Raw genomic sequence first — 14,005 nt, 5'->3', positions numbered from 1 at the left:
GCACTGCCCGCAGGTAAATCACTTCTAAATATATATATATGAAAACGATCATTGAGCCTTTCCGCATCAAATCGGTAGAGCCTGTTTATTTTACAACCGAAGAAGAAAGAAAACTCATTTTAGAAAATGCTTTTTATAATCCCTTTCTCATTCATGCAGACAGGGTATTGATAGACCTCTTAACCGATAGCGGTACCAGTGCCATGAGCAGTAACCAATGGGCCGGTATGATGCAGGGCGATGAGTCTTATGCAGGTAGTACCAGTTTTTTTCGTTTTGAAAAAACAATACAGGATCTCACGGGTTTCCCGCTGGTAATTCCTACGCACCAGGGCAGGGCTGCGGAAAAAATTCTCTTCAGCATACTGGGTGGGAAAGGGAAATATTTTGTGAGTAATACCCTTTTTGATACTACCCGGGCCAATATTGAATACTCAGGTGCAGAAGGGGTAGACCTGGTTTGCGAAGAAGGGAAACATCCATCTATCCCAGCTCCATTTAAGGGGAATATGGATACGTTGGCCCTGCAAAAATTCATCAGCGAAAAAGGGGCAGCGAATATTCCCCTCTGTGTCATTACGATAACCAATAATTCAGGCGGCGGACAACCCGTGAGCATGCAGAATATCAGGGAAGTGAAAGCAATCTGTAAGGCCCATGGCATACCTATGTTTATTGATGCCTGTCGTTTTGCAGAGAATGCCTATTTCATCAAACAACGCGAAGATGGGTATGCCAATACACCTGTTCCGGAAATTGTACGCGAAATGTTTTCTTATGCCGATGGTTGTACCATGAGTGCCAAAAAAGATGCTTTCGCCAATATCGGCGGTTTTCTCGCTATGTACGATGAAACGCTGGCGCAGCAATGCCGTAATATGCTGATCATGACGGAAGGGTTTCCTACCTACGGTGGACTGGCGGGCCGCGATCTGGAAGCCATTGCCATTGGGTTAACCGAAGTAATGGAAGAGCATTACCTGCAATACCGTATCCGCAGCATAGAATATCTCTGCAACAAATTAATGGCAGCAGGTGTGCCGGTAATGCAACCCGCAGGTGGTCATGCGATTTATCTCGATGCCAAAGCTTTTCTGCCGCATATACCGGTTGATCAGTACCCCGGACAGGCATTGGTAGGAGCCCTGTATGTGCATGGTGGTATACGTGGAGTGGAGATAGGTTCCCTGATGTTTGGAAAATATACACCCGATAAAAAACTGATTCCGGCACAGCTGGAACTGGTGCGTCTGGCAATTCCGAGACGGGTATACACACAAAGCCATATCGATTATGTAGCCGAAGTGATCATTGAAGTGTTTCAGCAAAAAGAGAACATCAAAGGCCTCACCATTGTAGAAGAAGCGCCGATGTTACGTCACTTCACCGCTAAACTGAAACCTGTTACGTAGGCGAAGGAACTCTTTTACCGCTAAATCCGGAATGTTGCAGCAGCTTTTCCACTTCTCTGGCACTGCGCTGAATAGTGACCAGGATCTTCCGTAAAGCAATGGCATGCTCTTTTTGTATGTTGGTATCTTTGGGTAAATGAAATTTCATAGACAGCAGCATGATATGCATGTTGATGGCATCATGCCAGTAGCCGATGGCCTCCTGTAACTGGTTGCTGTAAATATAGAGATGACTGAGGCTGGTTGATTTGTTGGTAGGGGTCCAGTTAACCGCATACAGCCATTGTTTAATGTATTTGCGTAGCATATGCCATTCCGGTTCGGCAGGTATTTTCCGTAGGGATTCCTCGATATGATGCTTCAGCTTAGCCGTATATAGATCCGTTACTGACTGTGGGGGTTTTTCTACCAGTGGCCGGCTTTTGACTAATCTGGCAGCTAATTTTTTCCGGATCGCGTGCAGCACTTTCTGTAACGCTTTCGAAATTTCCGGAACAGGGTGTTCGGCTGCACAGGATTTTTGTAACCTGCGTAATTTGTTTTTGCCGAGCCATGCCAATAATAACTGTTGCTCGCGAAGGGAACCTGCTTCCTTGAAAATCAAATCAACAGCTGTTTTGGTTTTTTGGATGGCTGCTTTTCCGTATTCGCTGCGTAAGAACCTGAGGAGGGCTCTGAGTTTTTTTAACTCAACCCGGAATTCGTGTAATCCTTCCTCGCTGACAGATTTTTCAAATACCATCAGGTGCTGGATAATTTTTTTAATCCGTTGGGCATAATATCGTTCCAATTTGCTGTGCATAATGAAACCGGATATACAAGGTACTACTTTTTGAACCTCCATTAAAAGAATTCATGCACGTAAACATGGTATATAAAAGGTGTTTCCAGCAGAAAAGAGGCCGTATTACCCGGCCTCTTTTCTGCTATCTGTTGATAGACAATACTACATAATTACACTATTCTACCACCAATTGTGCACGTACCATTAAAACCCGGTTTCCATCGGACTATTAATGATATTATCAAACTCGCTCTGTGAAATATACTGCGGGGTATAAGTACTGCCGCTTGCTACAATATTTCTGAAATAAGAACGTAGATGATTACGGCTTCCTTTGGTCAGAGAAGCATATACCCACAAAATATCTTTGTTGTCTATGCCTTCGATACTGTTTTCAATATCATATATATCCAGATCTTCTATAGTAGCACCAACTTTATAAGCATCCAGTATACTTTTACTTCCCTGCTGTACCAGCTGATGGTACAAAGACTGAAGTGTTGTATTAACAAACACACCTGGTGCACCTGCAGGATCGGTGATGGCATACCGGTTTAATAAAATCAGAATGGCATCCATATGCGTTTGTTCACTGGCAGAAATATTTGAAAAAACATTTGTGCCCCATTGTGTGTACAAAGCCGTATATACATCTCTTGCCAGTTTTTCTTCTTCGCGGATAAAGAGCAGGCTTTTTCTCTCAGACTCGTTCAGCGAGTCTTTGGGAAAGTTGTAAATCTGCCCACTAATAGTGGCCAGCCCCTGACCATTATTAGTATTGATAGTACCGGGTCCATTTGTGTTTTTTGTGCATGATGCTGTTGAAAGTAACAGCAAAACCCCTGAGAGAAAAAGAACGGGGATCTTATATAGTTTTTTCATATCGCTTTCATTTAAGTAATTTCCTGTATTCCGCCTGCCACGTAAAATTCCTTTACACCCTGCCATTTAACCGTAACATTTGTTACACAATTCCGTAGCTGTACGTATTTGCCGGACTTTAACATTTCGCATGTAAGATGAAACATAAACGAAACTAGGCTGTGACGGATACTAAAAAGGTCAGTATACGATATACTGACCTTTGAGTGTTGCATGTGTATAAAACTGAATAGCCTAAAAATGATAAGAAGCCATTAATACCAGGCTTCTGCCTGGCGAATTGAGTGGTAGCGTAGCATTGATATACCGGCTCAGATGTTCTTTGTAGCTTATATTGAATAAGTTCTGTACAGCCACTGAAACCTGCATTTTTTGTGTGGCACTGATATTCAATCCCAGATCGGTAACTGTAAAAGCGGCTGTTGTTTTTTCACTGAATGCCGCGGAAACCCTGGTTTGCTCAAACGAATGGCGAAGGTTAATATATGCAGAGAGGGTATTTTCAAACAGGGCTGCCGTTAACTTATTTCTGATTTCAAATGGATTGATCTCTGGTAAAGGCTGATCCAGTTCTCTGTTCTGCCCCTTTGTATAGGTTGCGCTGAATTCATTGCGCAAAAACCTGCCCGCCTTCTGTCCCCAGGTAAACTCAAAACCACTGAGGCGTGCATAACTGATATTGATAAACCTTCTCACCCCCGGGGCAGTAGTTACAACCGGTTGTAAAGTTGGGTCAACCACAGCACTGATATAATGCTGAACAGAAGAAACAAACACAGTTGCCTGCAAACTTGTGTGTTGGGTTTTATAAGCCAGTATCAGGTCAAGTTGGGTATTTGCTTCTGGTTTGAGTTGTGCATTTCCCACCACTTCATACGCATCCAGTCCAACGGGTAAATAGTTGATGAATTTTTCAGTAATACTCGCACTTCTCACACCTCTGCCCAACCATATGCCCGCCTGAAATGATGGTGAGAAAATACGGTTAATACCTACACTGATGCTGGGGTTCAGATCAAAACTTTTCAGATCGGTACTCGTTGCGGCGTACTTGGCACTTACAGCGTTGGGTCTTGCATGTACCATATCAAGTCTTGATGAAACAGACAGTTCATATTTGCCGATCTTTTTATCAAGCTGGGCAAAAATGCCGGTTCTTAGCAGAGAAGCCTGTTGCCATAAAGTATCTGTAAAGGTTTTACCTGCCATCATGCCGGTTAACATACTCCTGGTACGTGAGCCATTGGCGTATTCATATTTCAGATCGGCACCCACATATATTGTGCTGTTATTCTTTATAACCTGAAACTCTGTTCTGCCGCCGGAAGTCTGGGTATTGGCAAAAACATGACTTAACATGGTAGCAGCTGTGGGCCTCAGGCCATTCCCCATCTGATGATCTACAACGGAAGTATACAATTGCGAAATCCATTGATTGTACCATCTGCTGGCAGACCGTACCTGGTATTTTCCCTGTATCAACCAGGTGTCATCACTTAACAGATCCATCATCAGAGTGGGAAAAGAAGTATTTCTCGCAAAATTCCTGGTGATAATAACCGAAGCGATCTGGTTCTGCTTTAACAGGTAAGCCGCATTCAGGTTGATGGCACCCCGGCTAAATACAGCTGGTATAAAATTCTTGCTGCCGTCTGTGTAATCCTGTCCGTTGGAATAGGAACCTGCCGCAGACACCTGCAGTTTTTCTCCCCTCCAGCCTACTTGTCCTTCTGTTCTGAACACTTCTCCATTGGATTCTCCACCGATACTGATTCTTCCGAACATTTCTTTTTGCGAACTGAACTGAGGATCAGCCGTTTTAAAATTTACGACGGCTCCTGTAGCAGGCCCATACCTGAAATTATGGGGGCCCTTGCTGATTTCAATTTTCTCTACCTGGTTAATCATTACCTGACTGCTGGGAGGGTCCATGCGGTTAGGGCAGGCTGCATGTGCGGTAAGTCCGCCATCGTTCAGGATACTGACCTGTTCCCATTTAAAACCACGGAATACGGGATCAAATCCAAAATCCCCGCTTTTACGGATCGATGAAAATCCGGGTACCTGCAGCAGTACTTCTCCGGCATCATGTTTTACCCAATCTGCGTGTGTCAGTTTGAGGTATTTATGGGTGGCTTTCCCTTTTAAAGCGTAAACGCTTACGGGACTGAGTGTTTCAACCGTAGAATCGGAAAACGGATGGTAGCTTTGAGCAGTAAGAGGTGTAATAAATAATAGCATAACAAGTACCCCCGCAAAGAGGCTTGCGACATGTAGTTTCATAACATTCATTTAAAAGATAACAGATCTGTTGCAATAAAAAATCAGGAAATCAGGCCTGTTGCGGAGGATGGAAGAGATTGGGAGAAATATCAATGGTTGTATTGATATTTCTGCTGGTAAATGTTATCGTAAAAAGCCTTACCGGTAAACTGATTGAAGCAAAAAAACTTTTGGAGCTGATAATTTCCCAGGAAAAAGCTGTTTTCCTCTCAGGTGTTCCGTCATTGCGTTCTTCTTCTTTATTCAGTTTTTTCTGCAACTGGCAATGACCGTTACATTTTAATGCTGGTTTTGCTTTATTGATACAGTTTTGCAGGTATACCTCGGGGTTAAATCGATAGTCGGCGTAGTACAATAGCTTCGAAAAGTTATTGCCAATAAGCGAAAAAAGAATCAATATAACTGCAAACTGCTTCACTACACCAGGGTAATTTCAATTACAAAATTAAGGTTTGTAACTGAAAGCCATATGACCTGAGTCATGTTTGCTGTCATACTATTACGTTCCATTGTTATAAACCGGACTTGGGATCGGGTGCCGGAACTGTTACTGCTTCATGTGTTTTTATGTTCCCGATCAACAGGAAATACAAAACCACCAAAACAGCAGTTGCAGCGGTTACCATCAGCGCGGCAGAAGAACCAAACCGATACCAGATTACACCGGTAAGCGAACTCGCTATCAGCATACAGATGCTCTGAAAACCTGCAAAAGTGCCGATGGCGGTAGCTGTATCTCTGGCATCTACAATATTGGAGATCCAGGCTTTGGCTACTCCTTCTGTAGCTGCTGCGTAGATACCATAGAGGAAAAATAATCCAAAGAATACATACAGGTCTTTGGTTAAAGACATACCGAGATACATCATCGCAAACAGGGAAAAGCCGGATAACAGAACCGTTTTTAAGCCAATCTTATCTGCAATAATTCCCAATGGATAAGCGAACAAAGCGTAGATAAGATTATAGAAGATATATACCCCTATCACCACCGAGTCATCCTGTACCGATTCTTTCACTTTCAGCAATAAAAAAACATCGGAACTATTGAAGAGTGTAAAAAACAATAAACCGGCCGCTACTTTTTTATAACCCGTCGGACTTCGTTTCCAGTAACTGAGAAACGAGAAAACGGATGATTGTTTGGGAACTGGTTTTACTGCAGTTTCTGGTTTGTCTTTCAGTAACAAAGAAGTGCCCAATGCCAGCAAACCCGGTACAAATGCGATCAGGAAAAGTGTTTTGTATTGTTCAGGGTACCAATACAAATAGAGTAATGCCAGCGAAGGCCCAATAGCGGCGCCCAATGTATCAAGCGACCGGTGGAAGCCAAAGATCCTTCCCTTGGTAGCGGGCGTAGATTCGTCGGATAATAAGGCGTCTCTGGCACCTGTGCGGATTCCTTTTCCGAACCGATCAATGGTTCTCGCAAAAAAGATCCATACCGGGAACACAAACAGCGCCATCATGGGTTTTGAAATAGCGCTGAAAGCATAGCCTACCTGTATAAAAGGTACCCGCTTAAAAGAGCGATCAGATAATTGACCGAAATAGCCCTTGCTCAGCCCGGTAATGGCTTCGGCAAAACCTTCTAGCAGGCCGATCAGAACAACAGAAAACCCGATCGACTGTAAATAGATGGGCATAATGGGGTACAACATTTCACTGGCCACATCGGTGAATAAACTCACCAGCGACAGGATCCAGACTGTACGCGAAATGTTTTTCATGTACCTAAGTTACCGCAAAAGCAGTCATTATGTATGTCTGGCTTTTTTCTCGCTTTTATAGTGCAGCCAAAGAGTAATGCCTACACTGAGTAAAACCACCGTTACCTGAACAAGGCTGAACAGTAGTGAGTGTATATTAAAAACAAGAACCAATAAACTGGAAACGGTACAATACACAAACAAAAAATAACCGGTAATGATCCAGGTGCTCGTGTAAGTAGGATACCTTCTGTTTGGGATCGTATACGTGGTATTATCCCGTAAGAATAAGGGGAGTAATTTTTCCATATCCCAGGCAATGAGCCATAGGTTTGCGAGCATCATCAAGCTGGTAATGACCCAGGTACCACCAAAATTCATTGACAGGGTAATCAGCCAAACATTACTGAGAATGCCGAGAAACATTACTGCTCCCATAGTGGCGAAACGTTGCGACATTAACAGAAAGGCAGCCACTACCTGCACCAGCCCCAGAAAATGCCAGTACATACCGCTTCGGTATAATCCCTCAAAGAAAAAACCGATTGGATCATCGATGGTCAGCAGGGTAAAACGGTTGCCCAGTAGTTTGGTAAGTCCGGAAGGAATGAACGCAAAACCGATCAGATACCGGGTTAACATAGCCAGTACATTCAGGGTACGGTTATTTCTGATCCGGATATAAGTTTGATTGGGGAAAGCCATACAGTTAGTTTAGGATTTGGTAAAACTAACTTTTCTGCAGGATGACTGCTAACAGGTAATCACTTATTACCGCCGTTTATCATTTCAAGGATGAGGGATGGGTTGATATTAGAATACTTCTCCCAGGTTCATAAACAATCCTCTTGATCCACCCTGGCCAAACCCATAATCAAGGGCAATATTAGTATTCGAATGTTTGTTTAATTTGATGCGGATACCCGCGCCGTAACCTGTTTTAAGTCCCTGAATACTTTTGCCCGCCTGTTCCGAAACGGATTGCATATTGGCGAAAATCACGGCACCCAAAAAACCATTCTCAGTGATACCAAAACGGTATTCAGATTCAGCGAACAATAATTTATCGCCCCTGAATCTGCCCTGTATATAACCCCGCCCCGTATTATTATACACATCCGACGCAGTGGCAGGTAAATGCAGATATGGCGGTTTGCCCTGCAGGGTAAGTAAGTTATAGGTCCAGAAAGCCAGTATATTTTTACTTGCCTTAGGGAAGGCAAAATATTTCCGTGCATCTATCACCAGGCTCTGCCAGTGCTGATCGCTTCCCAAAGCGGTAAGGTTATTCCGGTAGATCAGATTCACATAACTACTGCTGGGAACCGGGTTTACCAGGTTTTTACGGGTATCGTACAAAAGGTTTACAGAAATGCCGATAGAAGTAGATGCATTGGTAAAACCATACTGATTAAAACCTGTCAGCGGTTTGTTAAGGGTAGTGGTATCTGTAATATTCCAGTGGTGATCGATGGCCAGTCCCGGACCCACATACAGATCAGGGGCCAGTCTTTTTACGATCGATTGGTGCAGTTTGAGGTAATGATAATCCAGCAGGTCAAAGCGGTTCAGCTCAGTGTTGGCACCGAGACCGAAATCTTTTTGCGGAAAACGGGCGTAAGACCAGTTGGTGTTCAGAATATATTGGTTGTTCTTTAGCCACAGATTAGATACGAGTTGCCCGATGATCTGTTTATTCTGCGTGTATTTCAATTCGCCGGAGAGAGTGGAATTATTGTCTGTTTTTCTTTTGCCGGCTACTACCAGACTGGCATTTAACGAAACGGCCAGCCGGGTAACGAGACTGTACTCAACCGCAGGAATAAACGTAAAGTGTTTGCTTTCGGACGTATCGTTAAAAGACCTTGTTTTACCGGGTTTAAAAACCCGGTAAATACCATCTACAAAATCTACCATCGAGTCTTTCCCGGGTTGTTTGTAAAAAGCGAGGGTGAAAATATTTTTCCGGTGTTTGGGTAAACTATCTGTATACCGGGCATGCGATTCCGTTAATAAAACCGAGAGCAAAGCGATGATAAGTAAGCGAAGTGTCAGGGGCATGAACATTTTATTCTGGTGCTGCAAAGTAACATCCACTTTTTTTCTGCTGCAGAAATTTCTTTACAACCATGTTCTTTCCAATATTAAGATCTTTTGCGGTAGCTAATAACAGCCCAGTAATTAATGGCAATGGCGAAAATAAACATAATGAAAAGTGGTTGTTTTATATCGGACAAACCACTGCCTTTTAAGACTACCCTTCTCATAACTTCAATAAAGTAGGCTACCGGATTAAATTTTGTTACCCACTGCGCCCATTCAGGCATACTGTCGATATTGGTATATAATCCCCCCATCAATACAAATATCATTAGCAGGAAAAACGAGATCAGCATGGCCTGCTGCTGATTTTCAGCGTAGGTGGATATCAGAAGTCCCATACCTAAAATGACCAGCAGGTAAACAGCAGCAAACACATAAATAGTAAAATAGGTACCAAGGGGAATGATTCCATAAAACAGCCAGGCAATAAACAACCCTATTGTAATCACAATTAATCCGAGTATCCAGAAAGGGATAAGTTTGCCAAGAATAAAGTGGATTTTTTTAATAGGTGTTACATTGATCTGCTCAATGGTTCCTATTTCTTTCTCCCGTACTATATTGATGGCAGATAAATTCAGACCTATCATGGTAATCAATAAAACCAGAATGCCGGGTACCATGAAAAATTTATAGTTCATTTTCGGATTATACCAGTTCGAGGATGTTGTTTCAATAATAGGTAATTCATTGAAGCGGCCTGGTGTAAGCAGAGCTATCCTGAAGTCGTTATTATAATTCTGTATAATGGTTCTCAGGTAAGTGGCGCCCAGATTGGCTTTTACGCCGTTGATGGCATTTACTGCCAGAAACAGCGTTGCTTGTTTTTGTGCATACAGGCCTGCTTCAAATCCCTGGGGTAACTCTACAATCAGATCAGCTTTGTCGTTATCAATGCCCGTCATTGCCTGGTTAAAATCACCACTGTAATCAATCAGTTTAAAATAATTGGAAGAAGTGATCTTATGAATAAGTCTGTTTGAGGTAGTACTGTGATCTCTGTCAACAATAGATATATTAATGTTTTTGATCTCATAATCAGCCGCCAGGGGTAAAATAATCAGCTGGATAACGGGCAGGATGAATATTACCCGGATAATGGCAGGATCTCTGAAAATCTGCTTGAATTCTTTTTCTAATATGTATTTTAATGGGTTCATGACAATCTGATATTGAATTTTTTGATAGCCATGGCAAAAAAGAATAGCATCATACCGGTAAGAATCAATACCTCCTTCCAGATCAGTTTAAACCCAAGACCCTTGATCATGACAGATTTCACAATAATGAAATACCATTTTGCAGGAATGATATTGGATATCGTTCTCAGGGGTAAAGGCATGTTCTCAATAGGGAAAATAAAGCCACTGAACATGACAGTAGGTAAAAACATAACGATCAGTGAGATGAACATGGCTGATTTCTGCGAATCTGTAACAGAAGAAATCAACAGACCTAATGAGAGCGAAACAAGAATGAACAGAATGCTGACTGCAAATAATAAAATCAGGCTTCCGTTGATGGGCACATCCAGTACAAAATAACTCAGTAATAAAATAGTAATAATATTAATGATGGATAGTAAAAGATAAGGCACCGCTTTGGCTAAAATAATGATCAGTGGATTTACCGGCGATGCCAAAAGGATTTCCATATTACCCAACTCTTTTTCTCTTACTACGGTTAATGAAGTCATCATTGTGCATACCAGCAGTAGTACCATCGCCATAACGCCGGGCACAAAATTATAAGCACCTTTTAGCTGGGGGTTATACATCATCCGTGTTTCAAGGTCAATGGTATACGGAACTGTATTGAGCTGATTTATTTCTTTCTGAAAGTCTGCGATAATAATAGAAAGGTAGGCGGTAAGTGTAGTGGCTACATTCGGATCGGTGGCATCCGCAATGATCTGTAAACGTGAGTTGTTCTGTGCCAGTATTGTTTTGTCAAAGTCAGAAGGAATAATGAGGGCTACTTTAATACCCCCCCTTTTGAACATTTTTTCAATATCAGCCGTTCGGGTACTTTGATGGTAGAGCTCAAAGTATTTGCTGGCTTCAATTTTCTGAACCAGTTGTACCGAGGCAGCGCCATTAGACTCGTTAACGATGGTAATATGGGCATTTTTAACCTCATTGGAAAGGGCAAAACCGAAAATGATAATCTGGGCCATAGGCATACCCAATAAAATCAAGAGCGTTTTTCTATCCCTGAAAATGTGATAGAATTCTTTGAGGATGAAATGATAGAACTGCTTCATATTATTCGGTCCTTTTGGCTTTTCTGGCTATTTGTAAAAAAACCTGGTCCATACTTTCCGCCTGATATAATTTCTTCAGATTTCCGGGTGTGTCCAGGGCATCTATCTGTCCGTCTACCATAATGGATACCCTATCGCAATATTCTGCTTCATCCATATAATGGGTGGTAACAAATACAGTGATGCCTTTTGCGGTAGCGTCATAAATCATATTCCAGAAATCCCTCCGGGTTATCGGATCAACACCTCCCGTGGGTTCATCCAGAAAAACAATCTGTGGATCATGAAATATGGCTACTGAAAATGCCAGTTTCTGTTTCCAGCCCAGCGGTAATTGTCCTACCAGCTGATCTGCTTCTTTTTCAAGACTCAGCTGCATAAGCAATTCGGCAGTCTTTGTTTTGATAATACCGGGTTTGATACCATAAATACCTGCATAAAAACGGATGTTCTCCCTGATGGTAAGGTCTTCATATAAAGAAAACTTCTGACTCATATAGCCGATATTCTTCTTGATGGATTCATTCTCTTCATATATGTCAAATCCCGCCACCGTAGCCTTCCCACTACTGGGCATTGATAAGCCGCAGAGCATTTTCATAGCAGTTGTTTTTCCGGCACCATTGGCACCAAGGAACCCGAAAATTTCTCCCCTTCCTACCTCAAAACTGATCTCATCCACTGCTTTAAAGCCGTTGAACGTCTTTGATAATTTTTCAACTATGATTGCTTTATTGGTCATGGTCTCTCATTAAATCGATAAAAACATCTTCAATACCCGGGTATATCCGGCTGGCTTCAACACCTTCCGGAAAATGAAGTTCTGTCGATGACTGTCTGATTACTGCATGATGATATTCACCAAAAGGATATACCTGTTCTGCAAAATCCCATTGTTTGGCCTGTAGTAATAAGGCATGCATATCCGGACCCTTGATCCGGTAAATTGTTTTTGAAAATGTATGCGTGATATTGTGCGGGGTGTCGATATTCAGTATGCTGCCTGACTGTATCAATGCTACCTTGTCGCAAAGATTGGCTTCGTCCATATAAGGAGTTGATACCAGGATCGTGATGCCTTCATTTTTTAAACCTTTCAGCATGTCCCAGAATTCTTTACGTGATACAGCATCAACACCAGTAGTAGGCTCATCTAAAAACAGAACAGAGGGGCGATGTATCAGCGCACAGCTTAGTGCTAATTTCTGTTTCATGCCGCCTGACAGTTTACCGGCCCTTCTGTTTTTAAAGGGTTCTATTTGTGCATAGATACCCTTTATCAGATCGTAGTTTTCATCAATGGTTGTTTCAAAAATACTGGCAAAGAAATTCAGATTCTCCTGCACGGTCAGATCGGCGTATAATGAAAACCGCCCCGGCATATAACCGATTCTTTTCCGGATCTCTTTATATCCGCTTATTACATCGAAACCGTCAACCAGGGCCTTACCCTTATCAAATAATAATAGGGAGGTCAATATTCTGAATAAAGTAGTTTTCCCGGCACCGTCGGGGCCAATTAACCCAAACAAAGAACCCTTCTCAACTGCAAAGCTGATATTGTCTAAGGCCTTCACAACAGTTTTACCTGATGTGTAAGACTTGCTTACCGACGAAACAACAATCGATGCCTGATCAGAATAATACTTCTCCATACATGCCGATTTTTAAGTAGCCATCATTTTTTACGAGCACTTTTACCGCATACACGAGGTTGGCCCGCTCGTCTTTCGTTTGTATTGTTTTGGGTGTAAATTCAGCCTTAGATGCAATCGCCGATATGGTTCCGGCATATTCTTTGTATTCTTTCCTTCCCTTATCAATAAAAACTTTTACTTTTTGCCCGATTCTGATCAGGGATAACTGGTCCCCGGTTATGTATATGCGCAGGGTGAGTTCATTTATATTGGCGATTTTATACAATGGTTTACCGGCTGCTGCCATTTCTCCTTCTTTTGCATAGGTGGTTAATACTATGCCGGTTACAGGATTTATCAGTTTTGCTTTATTAATCAGATCCTGTACCTGATCAATTTTTTTATTTACCGGATTGATTTCACTCAAAACGGCCCTGTTCTGATTCTGTACAGTAGCAACCTGAACATTGATTTGTTGTTGTGTAACTTTTATCTGTTTATTAACGGCTTCAATCTGATAATTGATATCATCCAGCTGTTTTCTTGTAGCGGCATCACTTTTCAAAAGATTTTCTATTCTTTCTTTTTCAAATAGCAGGTTTTTCAACAATGCCTGCTGAACCTGTATCTGGTTATTCAATAATATTACCTGAGGCGATACATCTGTCGTTTTTTCATGGATTGATTGCAAACTACCATATAACTGAGCCCGTTGCAGTATGTAACTGACTGAGTCCAGTTGAGCTACTACCTCATCTTTGGCAAGACTGTCACCTTCATTTACTGGAAAGGATAATAGTTTTCCCGGAATCTCGGCAGAAACTATCACTTCTTCTGATTCAAAAACACCTTGTGCATCAAACTCAGAATTGGATTTGCTGCAACCAAGCAGCAACAGTATGAAAAATAGAACAGTAATTTTTTTCATATAA

General features: G+C 42.1%; 13 protein-coding genes. 1 reads left to right on the top strand and 12 read right to left on the bottom strand.

Annotation, left to right across the window (positions count from 1 at the left end; genetic code table 11):
- The first annotated feature begins 38 nt into the window (after positions 1-38).
- Positions 39-1,412 carry a tryptophanase gene (locus AC1RNB_RS07455; RefSeq protein WP_493082032.1) on the top strand — a complete coding sequence of 458 codons (1,374 nt, stop codon included), beginning with the start codon at positions 39-41 and terminating at the stop codon, positions 1,410-1,412.
- Here AC1RNB_RS07455 and AC1RNB_RS07450 read toward each other — a convergent pair.
- The 12 genes from AC1RNB_RS07450 to AC1RNB_RS07395 form a co-directional block, all read right to left on the bottom strand.
- Positions 1,405-2,214, bottom strand: coding sequence for a CHAD domain-containing protein (locus tag AC1RNB_RS07450; RefSeq protein ID WP_493082031.1), 810 nt, complete (start codon positions 2,212-2,214; stop codon positions 1,405-1,407). The genes AC1RNB_RS07455 and AC1RNB_RS07450 overlap by 8 nt on opposite strands.
- A gap of 186 nt (positions 2,215-2,400) precedes the next feature.
- The gene (locus AC1RNB_RS07445; RefSeq protein WP_493082030.1) at positions 2,401-3,078 is read right to left on the bottom strand and encodes a DUF2202 domain-containing protein; all 678 of its coding nucleotides are present in this window, start codon (positions 3,076-3,078) and stop codon (positions 2,401-2,403) included.
- Between the two features lie 234 nt (positions 3,079-3,312).
- Positions 3,313-5,361: a TonB-dependent receptor domain-containing protein gene (locus AC1RNB_RS07440; protein WP_493082029.1), complete on the bottom strand. Its 2,049-nt coding sequence runs from the start codon at positions 5,359-5,361 to the stop codon at positions 3,313-3,315.
- 49 nt (positions 5,362-5,410) lie between these two features.
- Positions 5,411-5,779, bottom strand: coding sequence for a hypothetical protein (locus AC1RNB_RS07435; protein WP_493082028.1), 369 nt, complete (start codon positions 5,777-5,779; stop codon positions 5,411-5,413).
- A gap of 94 nt (positions 5,780-5,873) precedes the next feature.
- Positions 5,874-7,091 carry an MFS transporter gene (locus AC1RNB_RS07430; protein ID WP_493082027.1) on the bottom strand — a complete coding sequence of 406 codons (1,218 nt, stop codon included), beginning with the start codon at positions 7,089-7,091 and terminating at the stop codon, positions 5,874-5,876.
- Between the two features lie 27 nt (positions 7,092-7,118).
- Entirely contained in the window at positions 7,119-7,775 is a 657-nt protein-coding gene (locus tag AC1RNB_RS07425; protein WP_493082026.1) for a hypothetical protein, read from the bottom strand.
- Positions 7,776-7,883: 108 nt separating this feature from the next.
- Entirely contained in the window at positions 7,884-9,131 is a 1,248-nt protein-coding gene (locus AC1RNB_RS07420; protein ID WP_493082025.1) for a BamA/TamA family outer membrane protein, read from the bottom strand.
- A gap of 83 nt (positions 9,132-9,214) precedes the next feature.
- Positions 9,215-10,333, bottom strand: coding sequence for an ABC transporter permease (locus tag AC1RNB_RS07415; RefSeq protein ID WP_493082024.1), 1,119 nt, complete (start codon positions 10,331-10,333; stop codon positions 9,215-9,217).
- Complete coding sequence (locus AC1RNB_RS07410) at positions 10,330-11,436, bottom strand: ABC transporter permease (protein WP_493082023.1); 1,107 nt, start codon at positions 11,434-11,436, stop codon at positions 10,330-10,332. The genes AC1RNB_RS07415 and AC1RNB_RS07410 overlap by 4 nt, the downstream gene beginning before the upstream one ends.
- Position 11,437: 1 nt before the next feature.
- On the bottom strand, positions 11,438-12,178 hold the full coding sequence (locus AC1RNB_RS07405; protein ID WP_493082022.1) for an ABC transporter ATP-binding protein: 741 nt from the start codon (positions 12,176-12,178) through the stop codon (positions 11,438-11,440).
- The gene (locus tag AC1RNB_RS07400; protein ID WP_493082021.1) at positions 12,168-13,091 is read right to left on the bottom strand and encodes an ABC transporter ATP-binding protein; all 924 of its coding nucleotides are present in this window, start codon (positions 13,089-13,091) and stop codon (positions 12,168-12,170) included. Before AC1RNB_RS07400 ends, AC1RNB_RS07405 begins: the two co-directional genes overlap by 11 nt.
- On the bottom strand, positions 13,072-14,001 hold the full coding sequence (locus AC1RNB_RS07395) for an HlyD family secretion protein (protein WP_493082020.1): 930 nt from the start codon (positions 13,999-14,001) through the stop codon (positions 13,072-13,074). Before AC1RNB_RS07395 ends, AC1RNB_RS07400 begins: the two co-directional genes overlap by 20 nt.
- Positions 14,002-14,005: the final 4 nt, after the last annotated feature.

This window comes from Sediminibacterium sp. GW821-FHT12F12 (genome assembly GCF_058806635.1).
Note: the sequence above shows the minus strand (reverse complement) of the source record. Positions and strands in the feature narration are given on the sequence as shown.